Source organism: Chlorogloeopsis sp. ULAP02 (genome assembly GCF_038404745.2).
Lineage (GTDB): Bacteria > Cyanobacteriota > Cyanobacteriia > Cyanobacteriales > Nostocaceae > Chlorogloeopsis.
Genome location: NZ_JAYKTT020000061.1, coordinates 105,992 through 126,459, shown reverse-complemented (window position 1 = coordinate 126,459; position 20,468 = coordinate 105,992). Strand labels below are relative to the sequence as shown.

18 protein-coding genes and 1 tRNA gene are annotated in these 20,468 nt (G+C 41.3%); 8 read left to right on the top strand and 11 right to left on the bottom strand.

From position 1 onward, the window contains the following. Positions 1 to 38: 38 nt before the first annotated feature. Positions 39 to 956, bottom strand: coding sequence for a peptidoglycan recognition family protein (locus U2718_RS21170; RefSeq protein WP_342000629.1), 918 nt, complete (start codon positions 954 to 956; stop codon positions 39 to 41). A 191-nt stretch (positions 957 to 1,147) separates the two neighbouring features. Between U2718_RS21170 and U2718_RS21165 the strand changes: the two genes are divergently transcribed. Further along, entirely contained in the window at positions 1,148 to 1,855 is a 708-nt protein-coding gene (locus U2718_RS21165; protein ID WP_342000640.1) for a class I SAM-dependent methyltransferase, read from the top strand. 4 nt (positions 1,856 to 1,859) lie between these two features. Here the strand turns inward: U2718_RS21165 and U2718_RS21160 are convergent, their stop codons facing one another. Both U2718_RS21160 and U2718_RS21155 read right to left on the bottom strand, forming a co-directional pair. Next, positions 1,860 to 2,732, bottom strand: coding sequence for a type II CAAX endopeptidase family protein (locus tag U2718_RS21160; protein WP_342000642.1), 873 nt, complete (start codon positions 2,730 to 2,732; stop codon positions 1,860 to 1,862). Positions 2,733 to 3,047: 315 nt separating this feature from the next. Continuing rightward, positions 3,048 to 3,488, bottom strand: a complete 441-nt coding sequence (locus U2718_RS21155) for an AbrB family transcriptional regulator (protein ID WP_342000644.1) — start codon at positions 3,486 to 3,488, stop codon at positions 3,048 to 3,050. A gap of 1,208 nt (positions 3,489 to 4,696) precedes the next feature. Here U2718_RS21155 and U2718_RS21150 point away from each other — a divergent pair. Next, positions 4,697 to 5,710 carry a succinate dehydrogenase/fumarate reductase iron-sulfur subunit gene (locus tag U2718_RS21150; protein WP_342000645.1) on the top strand — a complete coding sequence of 338 codons (1,014 nt, stop codon included), beginning with the start codon at positions 4,697 to 4,699 and terminating at the stop codon, positions 5,708 to 5,710. Between the two features lie 133 nt (positions 5,711 to 5,843). Here U2718_RS21150 and U2718_RS21145 read toward each other — a convergent pair whose 3' ends face one another. The 5 genes from U2718_RS21145 to psbX form a co-directional block, all read right to left on the bottom strand. Beyond that, positions 5,844 to 6,371 carry a Tol biopolymer transporter periplasmic protein gene (locus tag U2718_RS21145; RefSeq protein WP_342000647.1) on the bottom strand — a complete coding sequence of 176 codons (528 nt, stop codon included), beginning with the start codon at positions 6,369 to 6,371 and terminating at the stop codon, positions 5,844 to 5,846. A 134-nt stretch (positions 6,372 to 6,505) separates the two neighbouring features. After that, a complete protein-coding gene (locus tag U2718_RS21140) occupies positions 6,506 to 7,066 on the bottom strand; it encodes a hypothetical protein (protein ID WP_342000649.1) in 561 nt (186 codons plus the stop codon). 46 nt (positions 7,067 to 7,112) lie between these two features. Then, positions 7,113 to 8,033, bottom strand: coding sequence for a Ycf66 family protein (locus tag U2718_RS21135; protein ID WP_342000651.1), 921 nt, complete (start codon positions 8,031 to 8,033; stop codon positions 7,113 to 7,115). A 50-nt stretch (positions 8,034 to 8,083) separates the two neighbouring features. Then, positions 8,084 to 8,305: a hypothetical protein gene (locus U2718_RS21130; protein WP_342000653.1), complete on the bottom strand. Its 222-nt coding sequence runs from the start codon at positions 8,303 to 8,305 to the stop codon at positions 8,084 to 8,086. 19 nt (positions 8,306 to 8,324) lie between these two features. Continuing rightward, on the bottom strand, positions 8,325 to 8,444 hold the full coding sequence (gene psbX / locus U2718_RS21125; RefSeq protein ID WP_342000655.1) for a photosystem II reaction center X protein: 120 nt from the start codon (positions 8,442 to 8,444) through the stop codon (positions 8,325 to 8,327). Between the two features lie 382 nt (positions 8,445 to 8,826). Here psbX and U2718_RS21120 point away from each other — a divergent pair, with 382 nt between their 5' ends. After that, positions 8,827 to 9,120 carry a YggT family protein gene (locus tag U2718_RS21120; protein ID WP_342000657.1) on the top strand — a complete coding sequence of 98 codons (294 nt, stop codon included), beginning with the start codon at positions 8,827 to 8,829 and terminating at the stop codon, positions 9,118 to 9,120. Between the two features lie 131 nt (positions 9,121 to 9,251). On the opposite strand, the gene accC is transcribed toward U2718_RS21120, so the two are convergent. Then, the gene (accC, locus tag U2718_RS21115; RefSeq protein ID WP_342000659.1) at positions 9,252 to 10,595 is read right to left on the bottom strand and encodes an acetyl-CoA carboxylase biotin carboxylase subunit; all 1,344 of its coding nucleotides are present in this window, start codon (positions 10,593 to 10,595) and stop codon (positions 9,252 to 9,254) included. 418 nt (positions 10,596 to 11,013) lie between these two features. Between accC and U2718_RS21110 the strand changes: the two genes are divergently transcribed. The 5 genes from U2718_RS21110 (at position 11,014) to tilS (ending at position 16,983) form a co-directional block, all read left to right on the top strand. After that, positions 11,014 to 11,094 (top strand) — tRNA-Leu (locus tag U2718_RS21110). Positions 11,095 to 11,212: 118 nt separating this feature from the next. Further along, positions 11,213 to 11,824, top strand: coding sequence for a chorismate lyase (locus tag U2718_RS21105; RefSeq protein WP_342000662.1), 612 nt, complete (start codon positions 11,213 to 11,215; stop codon positions 11,822 to 11,824). Positions 11,825 to 12,668: 844 nt separating this feature from the next. Then, entirely contained in the window at positions 12,669 to 14,468 is a 1,800-nt protein-coding gene (locus U2718_RS21100) for a DUF3352 domain-containing protein (RefSeq protein WP_342000664.1), read from the top strand. Between the two features lie 244 nt (positions 14,469 to 14,712). Then, positions 14,713 to 15,762 (top strand): c-type cytochrome biogenesis protein CcsB, encoded by a 1,050-nt coding sequence (gene ccsB, locus U2718_RS21095; protein WP_342000665.1) that lies wholly within the window; start codon positions 14,713 to 14,715, stop codon positions 15,760 to 15,762. 159 nt (positions 15,763 to 15,921) lie between these two features. Beyond that, the gene (tilS, locus tag U2718_RS21090) at positions 15,922 to 16,983 is read left to right on the top strand and encodes a tRNA lysidine(34) synthetase TilS (RefSeq protein WP_342000667.1); all 1,062 of its coding nucleotides are present in this window, start codon (positions 15,922 to 15,924) and stop codon (positions 16,981 to 16,983) included. A 64-nt stretch (positions 16,984 to 17,047) separates the two neighbouring features. On the opposite strand, the gene U2718_RS21085 is transcribed toward tilS, so the two are convergent. Next, positions 17,048 to 19,702, bottom strand: coding sequence for a type I secretion system permease/ATPase (locus U2718_RS21085; RefSeq protein WP_342000669.1), 2,655 nt, complete (start codon positions 19,700 to 19,702; stop codon positions 17,048 to 17,050). Beyond that, on the bottom strand, positions 19,651 to 20,409 hold the full coding sequence (locus tag U2718_RS21080) for a peptidylprolyl isomerase (RefSeq protein WP_342000671.1): 759 nt from the start codon (positions 20,407 to 20,409) through the stop codon (positions 19,651 to 19,653). The genes U2718_RS21085 and U2718_RS21080 overlap by 52 nt, the downstream gene beginning before the upstream one ends. Positions 20,410 to 20,468 lie beyond the last annotated feature (59 nt).

Here is a 20,468-nt window from a genome sequence, read left to right as displayed (position 1 = left end):
TTATCAGGCTGAAATGACTGGACAGTAATTTAGGTATATTAATTTTTGCTGATAATTACTTGACGAAAAGAATGGAGCAACCTAAAGAATTTGTCAAAATCAAAACTCCTGGGGTCATTTTTTTGACCTGATCTATCTACTGCTTTATGTGTAGTAATTCGCTCATCTGGAACGCTACTTTGAGCAATTAACCAAGCAAGAGAATAATATTGGGCATCAGTATAACCAACATGAGTTGGTTGTTCATTCCGGCCTTCCGATGGTGTTTCTAAAGATACATGATAAGCAAAGTTATTCACAGAAGGTGGCAAATTAGAATTAGTTTGCACTGTTTCGGAACCATTTGACCCGTCAAAAACTGAGTTAGCTGCACCAAAAGCTCGCTTTTCTGGAGAGACGATATAAACAACCGTTCCGTCTAGTTTAACTAAGGTATGATAACTCACTTGCCGATCATCATCCTCATGAGGGACTTGAAAGGTATTAATTGCACTTGATGCAGAACCGCCTGTTTCATGAAGTACTATAATTGCTTGATTGTTGACAGGTATGCCATTAATATCCGTACTGTGACGATCTCCGTAGTTGTTTGGGTGAGCTAAAGCAATTTCATATCTAGGTTTATACTCTTTAAAAGCTTGAGTAATTTGAAAAGAGGATTGAGGAAGATTTTTAAGTTTGCTCTGTTGGTTATTGGTTGATTCGATTTGTGCCTTAGGCTTTGGGCTAGGTGTCGTCTTGACTGATGAATGAGAAAAAGACTGAAGTTTTTCTTTGTGTTCGGCAGTTTGCTGAGGAACATTAGCTGGACTCCAAGCAGCAGATTCTGAGCCTAGATTTGACGTAATTTGCTTGTTTGGTTGCAGTTGTACTCTCCCACTGATCAGAATAATTACAGTGGTTATGAGCATAAGAGAAATTAATAGCAATCTTTTTATCCAGATGCTAAAACTCATATATTCAAAAAATTACAATTTCGTTTAAATTTATATTAGTATTTTAATTTGTAGTAACAATTTGGCTAATACTACAAACAAGCACAATCAGAAAAATTGCAATAGTTATTACTCTTTCTAAAGAACGATTCAAACTCTATAGCTTAAAATTATTAAACTGTAAAAAAAATCCATATAGAGATGGATACAATATGAGCTCTTTTCCTACTTGGTATTTCGATGAATCTCAAATTGTTGGTATTGATTTTGAGGACATAGCCCAAGTTGAAACCTTTGACTGCAAGCAAACATCAAGTGCTCCAGAGATAGAGCAGGTTTTGGTGAAGCGATTAGGAATTTCTTCAGGGCATACCATAATCGATTTAGGAGCAGGCACAGGTACTTTTGCAATCCAGGCTGCACTGAAAGGAGCATCTGTACACGCAATTGATATTTCTCGAAGTATGTTGGCTTATGCTCAACAAAAAGCTCGAAAAATGGGCGCTACCACTATTAAATTTCATCGAGATGGTTTCTTAACTTATAAACATAATGATGATCTGGCTGATTTTGTGATTACAAAGGCTGCGCTGCATATTCTGCCAGACTTCTGGAAAATGGTTGCTTTAATGCGAGTGTCTTCAATGCTGAAACCTAACGGCATTCTTTACTTACGTGATGTTATCTTTTCATTCCCAATTAGTCAGTATGAAGCCTCTATTGATGAGTGGATTGAGCATTCATCAAAGCCTGAAGGTGAGGGCTGGACAGTTAAAGACTACCAGATACACATGCGGGAGGAACATAGTACCTTTGCATGGATTATTGAAGGTATGCTAACGCGGGCTGGATTTGAAATCACACAAGCAAACTACCTTACACCTACTGCTGCTGAATATGTATGCATCAAGACAGCTTAATCAGCTAAGATCCAGGACTGTGTAAGATGCGATCGCCCAACCACAGAATTACTCCAGTTAACACTAAACATACAATTCCCGCAACACCAGCCAAGGGTTTTTTATTCTTGCCTGTAACCCATTCCGAGGTTTTCTCGGTATACTCAATCAATTGTGCTGTATCTAAGGTAGCGATCGCCCACACCCATCCCGCGTGCAATCCCCAAGCTAAACCTAATTTCCCACCATCAGCAAACCTTGCTAATACCAGTACCATTCCCATCAGCCATAATCCCGGTAGTTGGGGTATGGTTTCTCGTTGTTCCCAAACTAAATGTAGTACAGCAAATATCAAACTAGAAATAATCGCTGCTCCCCAACTAGGGTAATCCTGCTCTAATTGCGTGAACAGAAAACCTCGAAAAACTAATTCTTCTACACCTCCTACAAATAAAGCTATGAAAATGATCGGTGGGGTAATAGATAATATTTGCTTGATATTAAACTTTTGAAATTTACACCAACCGAGCCATAATTGCCAAGAAAATACAAAAGCTAGGCTCATTACTCCTAAACTAAAACCCAGAGTGACAGAACCTAGCATTGAAACTTCAGTAATAAAGCCGTAATCCAACAATGATGTGTTGGTAAGCCAACTAACTGCCCAAACAATCAGTGGTGCTAATAGGTAGAGCGATATAAGTAAAGGCAGTTTTTCTTGTGAAGGCAAATGCTGGTTTGTTTGCCAGTTTTGGAAGATAACTGTTAATGCTGCTATTGGTAACCAGCACACCACCCAGATTATGAAAAAAGTAATTACTACAATCAATCCTGGCGCATTTTCCAGAAATGACCGTAAAGTATTGAGTGATAACTCAAATAACACTCTCAAATTCATTAAAAACACGACAGACTTCTTGCAATTATAATTTTTTGTTTGGAAAGAGAAAAGCTTTCTCTATTGTCTGGGCAAATTTTAATTTTGTTGGGTGTAGCGATGCGATCGCTGATTCAAAACTCCAAAACAATACACTTTTGCTCTACCTTTTTTCTATTTTGGAACAAGCCTCTACCAAAATAGGTATTTTCTGCAAGAGGTCTAATCGCATTTTTCGGAATGAAGTAATTTTTAAACTACAGTAGCAAATTCTACTGACTCTAGGGATAAGTTTGCCAGTGTTCACTTTCAACTTATCCTCATCATCAGATAAATTTACTCTTCTTCTTCTTCTTCGATGTCTTCTTCGTCTGATTCGATATCTAAGTCAGACGAAGATCCTTTTTTATCAGTATCAACTTGAATTAAGTGAATATGTTTATATCCCAGCTTAATTTCAAATTCATCACCAGGCTGTAAACCCATTGCTTTGGTGTATGTTGCACCAATCACAATTTGACCATTTTGATGAACACTAACTCGATAAGTTGGTTCGCGCCCACGGCCATCTTTAGGTGCTTCCGGACTGAGGGGAATTCCTCTAGCCGATAATAATGCATCATAAAAATCGGTTAAATTGACACGAACCTGATTGTTTTTTGTAACTGTATAATAGCCACACTGCTTTGCTCTTTCTCGTCGTGGTAAATTGGAAAGTTCTTTTACTTTAGCAAGCAGTGCTTTGCCGGTTAATGGTGCGGTTGCGGTTTCAGTCATTACGCTCAAAATATCCTTAATCTCTCCAAACTATTCAAAGATGACGTCTTTTGCCAATTAGTTGGCTTTTCGAGTTTATACAATGAAGAACGCTAACCCTTACAAAGGGCAAATTCCTGTTTATAACAGACCATCAACCTCTTTTGTGGTTGCCCATTATTTATGAGAGATTGTGGTTGTACAGGCATTAAATCTGCTGATTTCACGGCACTTTTAACCATCATTTGCCATTGAAAATGAAATATTTTTCTTTTTTGGCATTACTGTGACGGTGTAATTTTAAGCCAACTTTACAAAGCAGGTAAGCCCTACTACTACTATTTAGTCGTAGAACTCAGAAATAACAGGCTTCTGATTTTGGTGCTTGCCTTTATTACCCTTGACTCATAAGGTTTTCCTTATGCATACTTTTAGCTTCTAACAGCATCGTATTTGCACAAGGTTGACAGACATACACCTTTTTATCCTGCTAAATGAGACGACTTTTTTGCGTCTCTACACTTACGATGAAACAAAGCTGTATTGGCCGCTCTTATACGGCTATTTATACTGGTTTTGTTACCTCGTAATTTTATATTAAATACTAACATGCAATAATAATAGCAAAATTATTGTTTAAGTTTGAATTAATTTTACTACTATACTTTAATATCTTAATATCTGACCTTGAGAAGGCAAAAAAGCGGTGAGGATTTTCTTACCGCTTTATTACCGTTGTGAGTATTGTGGCTTAGATTTTATAAAAATTCATGTAATTTAGACAAGTAGTTTTGGCAAGTTGAGTTACATTATCAAGCTTGTTGATTGAAAAAGGCAAAAAACTATCGTAGTATTCTGCCGTTGATTCATTAGCCAAGATGTTCATTAAAAGCTTGAACAATTCTATATAACCAAGAAATGGTAGTCTGCTACCTATTAATACATTTTTCCTATAGCAGGTTTACTTTTGTTAGCATCAAAATACAGTGATATCCTTAGACAACTGGGTGTAGAGGTTGACAAAACAGTCGTAAACCCCATTCAGAGCTTCTACAATTAAATTTTTATGCCAATCCTCAAACAAGAATCACTAGCTGTTGAATGATCAGCATATTAACAGCTAGCTTGTAATTAAGAGAGACAATTTTATAGCTGATTGGGTAAGGAAGCTGCGTGTAGGAATGATTTTTAAGCCAGATGTGGTGATTTCAAGACATAGGTTGATAGCAATGGAAGTACTTTTTAAGGTTATTCGTCAACAAAAAAATTCTTCTCCTGTTGTACAAACTTACCTTTTGCAGGCAGAACCAGGTAATACAATCTTAGATTGTCTGAATCAGATTAAGTGGGAACAAGATGGAACATTAGCGTTTCGTAAAAATTGTCGTAATACAATTTGTGGTAGCTGCGCTATGCGAATCAATGGGCGTTCAGCTTTAGCTTGTAAGGAAAATGTTGGTAGTGAAATTGCCAGAGTGCAACAGCTAGCAGAACTAAAAAATAGCGCAAATAACATTCCAGAAATCACAATTGCTCCGCTTGGCAATATGGCCGTGATTAAAGATTTAGTAGTAGATATGAGCGATTTTTGGAACAATTTAGAGGCGATCGCTCCTTATGTGAGTACTGCTGCCCGCCAAGTACCAGAAAGAGAATTTCTACAAACACCAGAAGAGCGATCGCGCCTGGATCAAACTGGTAATTGTATTATGTGTGGAGCTTGCTTCTCTGAGTGTAATGCCTTTGAAGTCAATCCTGATTTTGTTGGCCCTCATGCTCTGGCCAAAGCTTATCGAATGGTCGAAGATTCCCGCGATAGCGAAGCAGAAATTCGCTTAGAAAAATATAACGAAGGAACAAAAGGAGTTTGGGGTTGTACTCGTTGCTTATACTGCAACTCAGTTTGTCCAATGGATGTAGCTCCGCTCGATCAAATCACCAAAATTAAACAAGAAATTCTTGATCATAAACAAAAAAGCGACAGCCGTTCTATCCGCCATCGCAAAGTTTTAATAGAACTAGTCAAAGAAGGTGGCTGGATTGATGAACGGCAATTTGGTTTACAAGTGGTTGGAAACTATTTTAGAGATTTAAGAGGATTGCTTGGTATTGTACCCCTTGGTTTGCGAATGCTAGCTAGGCGCAAATTCCCTCTGTCATTTGAACCTTCTGAAGGTACAGGGCAAGTGCGATCGCTAATCGAAGCTGTGCAAAAAGAGGAAGTAGGGACTAGGGACGCTTGAAGAGGACAAAGGCAGGGGGAGACAAGCAGACAAGGGGAAGGATAGTGACTTACGTCTTCTCCCCTTCCAACTCATCTTGTCCCTCTATCCTCTTTCTCCGTGTCTCTTTCGCCTCTAGCCTCTAACCCCTATTTCACCGTGGGTCTTGAGGTATATTTAATGGTTGCCCTGAAGTTTTATAGACTAAAATATCCCATTGCCCATTATTACTGTACTCAAAAGCAATTCTGCTGCCATCGGCGCTGATTGTGGGATTGCGAACTTCTGCTTGTAGATTGGTAGTTAAATTACGTGATTGTCTTGTTTCTCGGTCGTACAGGAAAATAGCTGTTCGCCCCTGACGAGAAGCAGCAAAAACAATATAACGACCATTGTCTGAAATACTGGGGTGAGAGGCGATCGCATCAAAAGAATTTAAACCAGGTAAATCAATTAAACTGCGAGTCACCATATCAAACATATAGACATCTTGGCTGCCCCGTCGGTCAGAAGTAAAAACAATAAATCTTCCAGAAACTTGCGGTGTTAATTCTGAAGCAGTACTGTTAAGACTTCTTCCCCCAGGATCAAAAGGATAACTTAAAAGACGGGGATAGCCACCACAGCCACTCAATAAAGTTGTTAAGGTAATTATAGGTAGAAAAATATAGCATTTGGTCATTAGTCATTAGTCATTGGTCATTTGGTAGAGACGCGATTAATCGCGTCTGTACAATTAGTGGTTAGTAGTTATTCCCTCACTCCCCTTGTCCCCTTGTCTCCCCCTCCCCCACTCTCCCCCTCTCCCCCTCCTCCTCAAGGGGGTGGAGTTATAGTTGCACCATTAGGAATGTCTAACTCAATATTTGGGCCTCGATCTAGTACTTCAGTATCCCACTGACCGCGACTAGCGGATTCAAAGACTACATAGCGCCCATTGGGACTGATATTAGGATTTCTAATCCAACCGCGATATGTGGGAGTAAGGATTTGTGATTGCTGTATGGCGCGATCATACAGCGCCACCACTGGTCTGCCTTGATCGCTGGTAATATAAGTTATGTAACGTCCGTTGTAGCTAAGGCTTGGGCTTTCAGCGATTGTCTCCGGACGATTTAAACGTGGTGTACGCACAAAAGACTGCTGCTGCAAATCGTACAGTAGTATCTGGTGAGCGCCATTTCGATTAGATACAAATGCCAAAAACCGCCCGTTTCCACTCAAAGTCGGTTGTGCTTCAGTGTAGCGACTGTTAACAGAAGTAGGGCCAATAGGAATATTATCGGAGCTACAAGAGATTAGTAAACCTGTCAATCCAAAAATGAGACTCCAATTAAGTGGTCTTTGGAGCCAAAATCTAGGTGTAATTTTTTTCACCTCACCTGTTTTCTGTTACCTTTTTGCAACTTCCTCCCTAGTTTATTTAAACATCATCAAAATTTACCGAATTATCTGGTTCTTGTTCTGAATTTTTTACTGGTTTGTATTCTACATAGTCAGTAGATATAACATCATCGTCAGTAAGCTCTGGTCGAGGCTCTGAACTGCTCGATGGGCGACGTCTTCTAGATGGTCTGGGTGTACTATCCACAATCTCCTCACCGCGACTTTCTGGACGGAAAGAACCGTTGTTACTACGCCGAGGAGGTTTTCTTTCTTCGCTCGTTGGGGTATCCCAATCATCAACTTTTCTACTGGGAGTGCCCCAATCATCTTCAACTCTCTCAGGAGTGCGCTTTGTAGGACGCGTAGTACCACGTCTGCGCTGTCTATCTGTCAATTCTGGTCTATCACTTACATTGCGGCGCTCTGGGCGACGGGGAGATTCTTCTTCATATAAATCTTCGCGAGAAGAACGGTTTTCTCTGCTACCTGGAATGCGGGGGCGGGGAGGTTCTTCTTCATATTCATCGTCATAAGGAAGTGGTTCATAATCATAGTCCACCTGAGCCTTATAGGGAGATCTTTTTGTATAGTTATAGCGAGAGCTAACCTCCCGCTCATCATCCACAATTGGCGTATTGCGCTTGGCTTGCTGAGTCGCGATTCCCCGCAGACGAATACTTTCGACAGCAAAAAATACTGTTGAGCCAACTAAAAGCAGTTGACCAAATTGGAGAATTGGGTCTAAACGCCAGCCCTGGAAAATAAGAATAAAGCCGCAGAGCAAGCCTACAGCGGCAAAAAAGATATCCTGATCTCGTGATAGTTCTGGACGTACAGTACGCAGAAAATAAAGTGCTGCTCCAGCCACAGCTAAAAATATTCCCAGGATACTGGCTGAGTTTGCTCCAAAATTTACTTGAGCCAGAACACTGGCTGAGTTCAGCCAAAAAGTTATCATTGTTCTTTTCCCAATATCAAATCTATGTTATCCGGTCAGAATTTAAATCTCTACTCTAACAAGACATAAATATATTGTAGAGACGCGAAACTAGTAGTAGCGCCGTGCAGAGTTTGTATCCGCACGTGCAACTGCGATCGCGTCTCTACATTATCACCCAAAGCTAAAAAGCCATTATCTGCCGACTTGGTCTGATTAACCTTGAGAAAGATAAATTGCAAAATGTCAGCAATTAGGCAATTAACTGACTTGCAAGTAGTTTTGAGAGTCAAATTGACTCTGATGAGATTATTAAGAACGCTGGATTTTATCTCTTTGGCTAATCAAAATCAATCCAACAGTAACAGGGATAACGACAATTACAGTACCCCAAAGCAGGCTCCAAAGAAAATTTGCTAAAGAAGGCGTCATAGTTCTCAACCTTTTTTTACAGTCTTCATACTAATTTTAATGGTCTATCACACTGTTAGAGTACAACCATACATCTGTTGTATTTGTAGTTGACTCATTTGGTGTGTTAGCGTCAAATCGCAATTGTGCTATTTGCATTGAATTGATTTTACTACGGGAAATTGATTCTCCTATGGACTTGCGATTTCTAAATGTTGGTCACTAAACTTGCTTGCTGCCTTCACAAATTAGATAATTGACACTCGCTACACTCAAATTCTTTTACCCCACGGCTTCGGGACAACATTTAGTTAAAATAATATTGGAGTAGCTTTACAAAGCTTAAATATTTTCGGCTTTCCCCAGGTTTTTCTTTTTCATAAAGAGTGAGAAGCAACAGACAATGATTGGTGTTAACCTTACTGCTTGGATTCTCGGTCTCAGCTTGGGACTGATGACACTTTTATTTATTTTCCGCATAGTTCTAACTTGGTATCCCCAAGCCGATCTGAATCGTTTTCCCTTGAATTTAGTAGCTTGGCCTACGGAACCTTTTTTAGTACCAATGCGGAAGCTGATCCCACCTATAGGGGGAGTAGACATTACACCTATTATTTGGGTTGGTATCTTTAGTTTGGTTAGGGAAATTCTTCTTGGTCAGCAAGGACTGCTGACTATGATGTCTAGGGTAAATTAGGGATGGGTTAGTGGTTAGTCAATAGTCATTCATTGGTCATTTATTAGTGGTTAGTGGTTCTCCCCATCCCCTCTGCCCTTGAAGCTCCTCTGCCCCCTGCCTCCTTGTCCCCTCGTCCTCTTCAAGCGCCCCTAGCCTTGAAGTTCTTGCACAAAATTAGTATAGATATTACCTTGTAGAAATTGTGGGTTTTCCATAATTTTTTGATGGAACCCAATGGTGGTGGGTAGTCCTGTGATTGCACATTCGCGCAGTGCTCGTTTCATGCGTGTAATGGCTGTAGAACGGTCTGGGCCCCAAACAATTAATTTACCAATGAGAGAGTCATAATACGGAGGAATCTGATAATCAGTATAAACGTGGGAGTCAATTCTCACTCCAGGGCCTCCAGGCGGTAGATAACCACTGATCCTACCAGGAGAAGGACGAAAGTCATGATCCGGATCTTCGGCATTGATTCGGCATTCGATCGCATGTCCTCTTAAGATCACTTGATCCTGAGTCAGCTTTAGTCTTTCTCCTTGAGCAACGCGGATTTGTTCAACAACCAAGTCTACTCCAGTAATCATTTCGGTGACCGGATGCTCAACTTGAATCCGCGTATTCATTTCCATAAAGTAAAAATTTCCAGATTTATCTAAGAGAAACTCGATTGTTCCGGCTCCTGTATAGTTAATAAACTGGGCTGCTTTTACTGCTGCTTGTCCCATTTTTTCCCGCAAGTCTAAGTCTAGAGCAGGGCTGGGTGCTTCTTCTAGCAGCTTTTGGTTGCGGCGCTGAATTGAGCAATCTCGTTCACCTAAGTGGATAACGTTACCGTAGTTATCCGCCAAAACTTGAAATTCTATGTGGCGGGGACGTTCGATAAATTTTTCCAGATATACCCCAGAGTTACCAAATGCTGCTCCTGCTTCGCCCTGAGCTGCTTGAAAACATTTCACAAATTCGCTTTCTGATCGCACTAAGCGCATACCCCGACCACCGCCACCAGCTGTAGCCTTAATCATGACAGGGTAACCAATTTTTTTGGCGATCGCTAATCCTTCTTTTTCTGATTCTAGTAACCCTTCACTTCCTGGTACTGTTGGTACTCCCGCCTTTTGCATCGTTTCTTTGGCTGTTGATTTATCACCCATCAGCCGGATTGCTTCCGGAGAAGGGCCGATAAAAGCAATGTGATGATCGGCACAAATTTCTGCAAATCGGGCATTTTCTGCCAAAAAACCATAGCCGGGATGAATAGCACTGGCATTACGAGTTAAGGCGGCAGCAATAATATTGGGAATATTCAAATAACTTTTACTACTGGCAGGATCGCCAATGCAAACCGCTTCATCAGCAAGTTGGACGTGGAGCGCATTACGGTCAACGGTGGAGTGTACCGCGACAGTCGCAATTCCCATTTCTTCACAAGCCCGGAGAATGCGAAGCGCGATTTCTCCCCGATTAGCAATCAATATCTTGTCAAACTTCATCTTCTAGCTTCGATATCAGTTTAGTAAATTGACATTTTCTCCCGACAATTGTGAAACAACGCTCTCGCCTGATTTCACATTATGACAGGAGATGACCAAGTCCAAACCATTGACTTCACTGCTTTTACGGGTTTCACTAGCTTACCAATGCTTAGTGCTGGTATTTCCCGCTCCAGACGAGTAAGGCGCACCGTGCATCCATAGTGTACCTAACTTCTGTGTTGCATCTATGTAGTTATGGCTGTACCCCTTTTTAAGAACACTTCGATTTAATATCACTTCGATGCGATTTTGTTGTCAGTTAGACATAAATTTTGTGAGAGTTTTGTGCATATGGATGGTTGATTTTTTGAAATATCTAAGTATTACTCCACTATAGATATTTTTTTGTGCTATATTTGATATTCAGCAAAACCTTGCGGATGTGGCGGAATTGGTATACGCGCACGTTTGAGGGGCGTGTGGCTTTGCCTTGCGAGTTCGAGTCTCGCCATCCGCATTTAAAATTTACAGTCAAGAGTCGAATTTTTCCTTATTTGCCTTTATGCACTTATTTATTGTTGGGTGCGTGGGTTTTTTGTGCTTTGATAGAAATAAGTGAAGATTTGTAAAGGACATTGACTGCTACTTTTGCACAGACAAACAACTTAACGTTGCCTACGGGTTGGCACCGCCTATCTCCCATCTGGCAAGGAGGGGAGGAAGTTATTCAACAAGGTTTGCCACACGCTCAACTAGCTCCAGCTTGGCAATTGCTGCTTTTAGGCGATGGTTCTCCAACGAGACACTTACAATTGCTCACAAGTGAGCCAACAGAAGTGGATGTTATTGATATGTCATTAATTGGCATGGATTTGGATGGTGCTCCTGAGTTGATTAAAGCCGTACCAGGGCCACGACTACGGCGACAAGTCTGGCTGCGTACTGCCTCTGGTCAAAGATTGGCTTATGCTACTTCATGGTGGGAGGCTTCCCATGTAGATGAATATTTACAAAATCGTTCATTGCCTATTTGGGCTAGTTTAGCTCGTCTACGTACAGAGTTATACCGGGATATCCAAGGTCTTTATTACGGTTACTCAGATGGATTGGAGTCTGGTTTCGATGAAAAAGGGCCATTTTGGGGACGCCATTATTTGTTTTGGCATCACGGACAGCCTTTGACTTTAATTTATGAAGTTTTTTCGCCTTATTTAACAAAATATTTGGGATCGACACAGTCAGCTTGAATAGTTGACTTCTAATTTCAGTCAAATTAAATCAGAATTTGAGCCGAAAGATAACTAGAATTGAGCGATCGCTATTTTAAAGATTCGCCAATACTACTGTTGACTATCCGTGTTCACTTCTTGTTGCATTTATTAACACAAGTTTGAAGTAAAAATTGCTATTAAATAATCAAGCCTGTATAGCTGTTTAAGCCTGCTTAAACATATGAGTTGTTACGATTAATCATTTCGGCATAATTTAAGTAGCCGTCAAGAAATGCGTACAGAAGAGGACACGGGGAACATGGAGAGCCAGCGCGTTGCAGTGAGTCCGGAGTGGTGGTTCACTACCACATTGGCTCCCCTACACCCCACACCTATTTTTAAGACAGTAAGCTCTTATATAAATAGAGTATTATTGTATTTTTGCTTTTTAAAGATAATCAAGTTTTACCAATAGTAATATTTAATACAATTGAGCAATATTAATATTTTCTAGCTGTACATCAACTTATGGATATTGAATTAATTTAGATCATATTTAATATTGATGGCAGGATTAATAAACTTTCACAAGTTGGAGAAATGATATCGAAAATGCTGACGAGTAAGTATATTTAAAGGATTCCCGACAGAAATTAAAATTTAGTAAGATTTAGCCAAAATTTCGACAGTTAACGACGAGATTAGCTTGCATAAAACGTGTCACGCTTAGAAAACAATGGTAGCTTATTACCGAAGTATTATTAAATTCTAGAGCCAATAAATAATTTAATATAATTCACACCCCAGACAGGGGAAACTTTTTGGTTTGCTTTGGCAACAAAGCAACTAACAAATTCGCGATGATGAGGTATTTGTTTCAATGGCGCTGCCCGTCCTATCTGTTTCGTCGATGAAGAAGAAAAAGAAACCATCTCTGGTACTCACACTTTCATCAGCTGGGTTATTGATTGGTGGTGGTGTGGCAGCATACTGGCTGTTAGTTCAGGGGCAACTATTTTCCAGGAATTTACCAGTGGGTGCAAACATAATCCCCCAAGATGCTTTATTTGCGGTTTCTCTGACTACTGATCCTGCTCAATGGCAGCAATTGCGGGAGTTTGGCACACAAGAAACTCAAGCCGAACTAGATCGATATTTAATGCAGTTGCGCGATCGCTTTATCAATAGTAAAGGTTATGACTTTCAAAAAGATATCAAACCCTGGGTTGGCGAGCAAGTAACGATTGCAATCATGGCTCCACAAGCAACAAAACCTGCTCTCAAACCCATAGCTACAGATGGAAGTATTCCTAATCAGCAGTCGTTAGTGGTAGTGCTGCCAATCAAAAATCAACAAAAAGCTCAGAATATTTTGACACAACCGAAAACACTCAAAGGAGGAAAATGGAGGGAGCGCACCTACGAAGGTATTGCCATTAAAGAAACTAATTCAACATCTGGAGAAAATTTATCAGCAGCAGTAATCAATGGGCGTTTTCTGGTACTTGCGGACAATTCTAAAACTATAGAACAAGCTATTCAAGCTTATAAGAATAAAACATCCCTAGCGACAAGTGCAGGTTTTACGGATAACTTTCCCAAAATTGCTAGCTCTCAACCTTTTGCTCAATATTATGTGAATGTACCCTACTCTGCTAAAATTGCTGCCGCCTCTGGTAACCGTCATTTACCCGCCCAAGTTTTGGCACAACTGCAAAATAACCAAGGTTTAGCAGGAACAGTTAGTCTAGATTCACAAGGAATACGTGTTAAGGGTGTTTCGTGGTTAAATCCTAATAGTCAGCGCGTATTGGCAGTTGAAAACAAAGCTGGGAATATGCAAAATCTTGTGCCATCTGAAACCTTAATGATGCTTTCTGGTGGTAACTTGCAACGTTTTTGGGCAGACTACGTTTCAACATCACAAGGAAATCCGCTCTCGCCCATCGCACCCGAACAGTTACGCAAAGGCGTGAAATCTCTTGTAAATCTCGATTTAGAGCGAGATTTATTGAGTTGGATGAGTGGAGAGTTTTCTCTGTCGGTAATTCCTAATACTCCTAACAGTTCATCAGATGATTTTCGTGCTTCTTTGCTGTTTATGGTACAAGCACGCGATCGCGCTCGTGCAGAAACTTCCCTAAAGCAACTCGATGAAGTTATGAAAACTCAATACCAATTCCAGATTCAACAGACAACGGTTGCTGGTAAACCTATTGTTAACTGGATTGGGCCTTTAGGTACCTTAACTGCTACTCATGGTTGGTTAGATGGAGATATTGCTTTCTTGGCACTAGGTGCTCCTATCAGCGATCGAATCATCCCAAAACCTAACAATGCATTAGCTAGTAACTCCTTATTTCAAGCAACAGTTCCCTTAGAAAAAAATCCTAAAAATAGCCAGTTTTTCTTAGATGTGGAACGTACTGCCAAAAATTTTCCTTTACCAACTCTGTTGCCAAATCAACAAGCATGGTTAAAAGCAACACGCTCGATTGGTATAACAACTACAATCGAGGATAGTCGTACTAATCGTTATGAAATTATTTTAGGACTCAAAAAAACTGGAAAAACAGTCTCCAAGAGTTACCCAATCAATCCCGCCTCTTCTGTTACTCCTTTGTCGACTCTACCTAAGACTTCTGGTATACCCTTACCTGCAACACCATCGTCTCCCTAAAAAGAGGAGGGGGAGAGGGGGAGAGGGGGAGACAAGGGGAGTAATAAACTACTAGCCCTTCTCGTAGAGATCACTACTGTACGGGCGGGTTTAAAAGATAAATTGTCGTTTTTAACCCAAAGAGAATCAACAAAACCCGCCCCTACCAATGACTAATGACTAACCACCAACTTTTAGCCAGAAACAGATAGGATCAAAACTGTCAGAAGAAATACTTTTAGGAATCCACGGGGGAAAACATTTTATGAATCTGGTTGAACTCCAGAGCTTGCTAGACAATGCCTCCTTTGCTGTCCTCTTTATAACAATGCTAGTTTATTGGTTTGGGGCGGCTTTTGGGAACGTGCCATATTTACCGATTTTGGGAACGGCAGGGATGGCGATCGCTAATTTGTGTATCGCGACTTTATTAGGAGCACGATGGTTAGAGGCTGGATATTTTCCTCTCAGCAATTTGTATGAATCTCTATTTTTCTTAGCTTGGGGAATCACAACCATCCATCTAATTGCTGAAAACAACAGCCGCAGTCGTTTAGTAGGAGTTGTGACTGCCCCAGTTGCAATGGGCATTACTGCTTTTGCCACCCTCACACTGCCAGTAGAAATGCAAGTAGCTGAACCATTAGTGCCTGCATTGAAATCAAATTGGTTGATGATGCACGTCAGCGTCATGATGTTGAGTTATGCGGCTTTAATGGTAGGTTCGCTGTTGGCGATCGCTTTCCTCGTCGTCACGCGTGGGCAAGATATCCAACTCCAAGGTAGTTCTGTCGGTACTGGTGGTTATCGCAGTAACGGTTTCCGCTTACAAAAAGCAGGTGAACTAGTTTCTCAATCTTCCACAGTGGCAGTAGAAAACAATGGCTTGGCTCGTTATGAAACTAACACTAATGGTAAAACCGCTGTTTTGGATTTAGTTACTGCTTCTGAGCCGCAAACAGTAATATCTGGCGAACCTCTTTCACCTCAACGCCTCAGCCTTGCTGAAACCCTAGATAATATCAGCTATCGAGTCATCGGACTCGGATTTCCTCTATTGACGATTGGTATTATTGCTGGTGCTGTTTGGGCTAACGAAGCTTGGGGTTCCTACTGGAGTTGGGATCCTAAAGAAACTTGGGCATTAATTACCTGGTTAGTTTTTGCGGCATACCTCCACGCCCGTATTACTCGTGGTTGGCAAGGGCGTCGCCCTGCAATTTTAGCAGCTAGTGGTTTTGTTGTAGTCTGGGTTTGCTATTTAGGGGTAAATCTTTTGGGTAAGGGTTTGCATTCTTATGGGTGGTTCTTTTAGGAACCTTACATTTTCCCCCTTTTCTTTTGGTGGAGAGGGGGAGCACCATCTGTATAAGTACACGTTTTTAAACGCAGAGGAACGCAGAGTAAGCGCGGAGGGGCGCAGAGTTTTTCGATAGAGAATGCGCTACGAATTCATAAGTGGTTCAAATCCAAAATGGTATGGACTCCCCTACATGCAAAAATCCATCGCACTATCCGATCGCGTCACCTATTTGAACGTAATCAGCGCCTATTAGTTGCCGTATCTGGTGGACAAGATTCCCTGTGTTTAATTAAATTACTATTAGATTTACAACCCAAATGGGGATGGCATTTAGGTATGGCTCACTGCGATCATCGCTGGCGTACCGACTCGCAAGCAAATGCCCAACACGTAGAAAGTTTAGCCAAAACTTGGGATATTCCCTTTTATTTAGCAACTGTAGAGACGGAAGAACTTGCATCTTTACAAAGTGAAGCTGCTGCACGTAACTGGCGCTATCAAGCTTTAAGTGCGATCGCCCAACAACACAATTACAACTGCATTATTACAGGACACACAGCAAGCGATCGGGCAGAAACCTTACTTTATAACTTAATTCGCGGTACTGGTGCTGATGGTTTGCAAGCTTTAACTTGGCGACGTTTACTAGTTGATAACATTGTGCTAGTGCGTCCCCTCTTAGAATTGACTCGCACAGAAACGGAAAGATTTTGTCAAGAAAATCAGTTGCCAATATGGGAAGATTCCACGAATCAAGATTTAAAGTACGCCCGTAACCGCATTCGCCAAGAGTTAATACCGTATTTACGCGAGCATTTTAATCCTCAAGCTGAATCAGCTTTAGCTCAAACAGCAGAGCTACTGCAAGCAGAAGTCGAATATTTAGAAGAAGCTGCCCAAAAGTTGAGGGAAGAAGCAATGAGTGAAGAAGAGGAAGACGCAAAGAAGTTATCAGAAATTCTCTCCGTGTCCCCGTGTCCCCTCGTTCCCGCCTCCTCTTCCCCTCTTCCCCTCAAATTAAATCGTCACATCTTACGAAAAGCACCACTTGCATTGCAACGTCGTGTGATACGACAGGTATTGCAACAAATACTTCCAGATGCTCCCAACTTCGAGCAGATAGAAAAACTCACAGCTTTAATTACAGCGCCCAAGCGATCGCAAACCGATCCATTTCCCGGTGGTATGATCGCGCAAGTAGAAGGCGATTGGATCTGGATTAGGAAGTGGTAAAAGTAGAAGTATTTGGGTATCTTCTACTTGAAAATTTTCACCAAATTCGTCATTACCTAATTACCTAAATATTTACTTGCTGCCGTTGATACAATGACCAATACAAACCTTTTTGTTGCAACAATTGAGAGTGAGTACCGCGCTCAACTAGAACACCCTTCTCTAGCACCAAAATTAAATCTGCTCGTTTAAGAGGGGCAAAACGATGGGCAATCAGAAATACAGTCCGCCCTTGAGAAACTTGTTGCAGATTCTGCAAAACTTGTTGTTCTGTTTCGCTGTCCAATGCACTGGTAGCTTCATCTAAAATCAGAATCGGTGCTTGCGAAAGAAATAAGCGTGCCAAAGCAATGCGTTGCCGCTGCCCGCCAGACAAAGCTGTACCGCGTTCACCAACGTTGGTTTCGTAACCGTGGGGTAAATCACTGACAAAGTCGTGAGCAACGGCGAGCCTGGCTGCTTCTACTACTTGTTCAGCGGTAATATCGGGATTCCCAAGGGTGATATTTTCTAATATCGAACCGTTGAATAAAAAGTCTTCTTGCAAAACTACACTAATTTGTTGACGCAGCGAAACTAAATCGGCACTTTTAATATCAAAACCATCAATCAGGATACGTCCTGATTCAATTTGATAGAGGCGCTGCAAAAGTTTAGAAAGAGTACTTTTACCAGAACCACTACGTCCGACAATACCAACAAACTGCCCTGGTTGGACGGAAAAAGAGATACCCCGCAAAACAGGTTCTGTGTTGGCTCGGTAGCTGAAGAAGACTTGCTCAAAGCTGACTTGCCCTTTGAGAGGTGGCAGAACTAAGCCAGTTCCTGGTTCGGCTTCTGGAGCGACGTTGAGAATATCGCCAATCCTGTCCACAGAAAGTAGAACTTGTTGTAAATTTTGCCATAGTTGCACCAAGCGTAGCAATGGCCCTGTTACTCTACCAGAAAGCATTTGAAAAGCAACAAGCTGTCCGATGGTGAGCTTGTTTTCAATCACTAACTTAGCCCCAAGCCAAAGAATCAGTAGGCTAGAAAAATTAGTAAGAAAATCACCGATATTACTACTGATGTTTGAGGTAGTAGAGGCTCTAAAACCTGTACGAATGAAACGGGCAAACAAACCTTCCCAGCGATCCCGTGCGATTGGTTCTGCTGCATGGGCTTTAACAGAATGAATTCCCGTGACTGTCTCGACGAGAAATGATTGACTGTCGGCACTGCGGTTAAAAGTTTCGTTGAGCCAATTGCGGAGAATTGGTGTGGCTACCAATGTCAAGATGGCGAACAAAGGCAATACAGCTAAAGCCGTGAAAGTGAGAGGAATATTGTAGTAAAACATCAGTGCCAGATACACCACAGCAAAGATGCTGTCTAAGATGACAGTTAAAGCTGTACCTGTAAGAAACTGACGAATTTGTTCTAGCTCTTGAACGCGGGCAACTGTGTCTCCTACCCGCCGCGATTCAAAATAGGCTAAAGGCAGACGCATGAGGTGGCGAAATAGCTGCGCCGATAAACTTAAATCTAGACGCCGGGCAGTATGGGTAAAGATAAATAGTCGCAGGATACCAAGTATTGACTCAAACAGTGCCACCAACAGCAGCGCGATCGCCATGACATCAAGAGTCGCCAAACTCTCCTGCACCATGACTTTATCAATGACAACTTGGGTAATTAAAGGTGTTGTTAACCCCAATAGCTGTAATGTAAAAGACGCTAGCAGCACTTCTGTGAGTAATCTGCGGTACTTCCATACTGCTGGTAGGAACCAACCGAGATTAAATCTTTCCTGCTTTTGAATCAGTTCTACTTGCCATAGCTGCCCGTGCCAATACTCCTCCACCACTGACTGCGGCAAAACCTCACACATGCAATCAGGATTGAGAGGATTAGCAATTGTTAGGCGATCGCCTCTTACAGCGTAAGCAACTACCCAACTTGCTTCACTTTCTGTCGCTCCACCCCAAGGTAACAAAGCAGGAAATGATAACTGCTGCAAATTACTCCAACTCACTTGCAACCGCCGCAGTACAAAGCCTAACTTTTCTGCTGTTTCCACCAAATGTTTTGGACGCTGTCCTCTGAGTTGGCGCTGTACCCATTCCAATTTGACGGGATTGTCTAACTGCTGCGCCACCATTGTTAAACAAGCAGCAGCTGTGTTGCGACTAGCAATAAAGGGGTAAATTGGTTGGGTGGAAATAGGAGACACGGAGAGGAAGTCTGTCTCCGCGTCTTCACAAATCTCCCCGCGTCTTATTGTCTTTGCGTCATCTCCAGAGCCTTGCCAAAACTCTTCTATCTCTGGCGTAGAAACTTCTATCCATGCTGCTGCACTCCAACGCACCACGATCGCATCTTTACTGGCAGCTACAGCTTTACATTCAACAGGTAGCTTTTGCAAACTACCAAACCAATCGCCTGCTTGCAGTGTTGCCAAGGGCTTCCCAGTTTCTTCTTCTCGCAAGCGGACTTTTCCAGAAACAATTAAATACTGGTAATCAACTCCATCTTTTGGCCAAATTTTTTCTCCTAAATTAAAGCATTGACTTTCTGACTGCTTTTTCAAAAAGGTTTGTTGTTGGGCATTTAACCAGCATAATGGTGGTTGATTCCAAGGTAGAGAGGCTAGCACCCTTGTATGTGAATATTCTTCGTCTGTAATTTTTATTTCATTTGCAGTTTGACTGTCAGCTTTTGAATTTTCTCTGCTAGCCATTTCTCAAACAACTCATTCTGTAGTGTTTGCTTTAGTTGAGTATCTGTCAGGGAAGCTGGGAGAAATTGTTCTACACGAAACAAACCATAACGTTCTTCCAGCTCAATTGGCCCTATTATCTCTCCAGGGCTAGCTATATCTACCGCTGCCCTGAGTTTATCCGGCATACTACCCCGGCTTACCGGCCCCATTATTCCGTTGACAATTCGGTCATCTGTAAGTGAATATTCTTTTGCTAAATATTCAAAGCTTGCTCCTTCTTCAATTTGAGCTTGTAGTTCTTCAGCTAGTTCTCGATTGTCTACTATAATTCGTGAAATTACTACACGATCCAAGAAGATTTTCCTTTCTATAAAATATTCTTGTAGCTTATTTTCTGTAACTACAGCTTTTAATTTTTCTAACTTGAAGTTGAAAGCAATTGTTGAGTGAAATGTTTCATAATCTGTACCATTATTTTTTAACCATTCTTGAAAAGCTTTAGGCTCGCTCAGTTGATTTTTAAGGCGAAAATCAATTATTGCCTGTTCGGTTATAGCCGGGCTAATGGCAATATCTACCCTGGTTTGTAGTTCTTGATCAATTACATATTGACGCAGAATATCTCCTATAAATTGTCCCAATTTGCCAGAAATTTGCAGATATTTTACTACTTGTTCTAAGGAAATTGGTTGCTCATCTACATTCAAAAATGATGAAGATTCCATAAAGTAATTACCGAGATACACGCAGGCTACTAACTATACAATTTCCCAGCAAAGAAAAT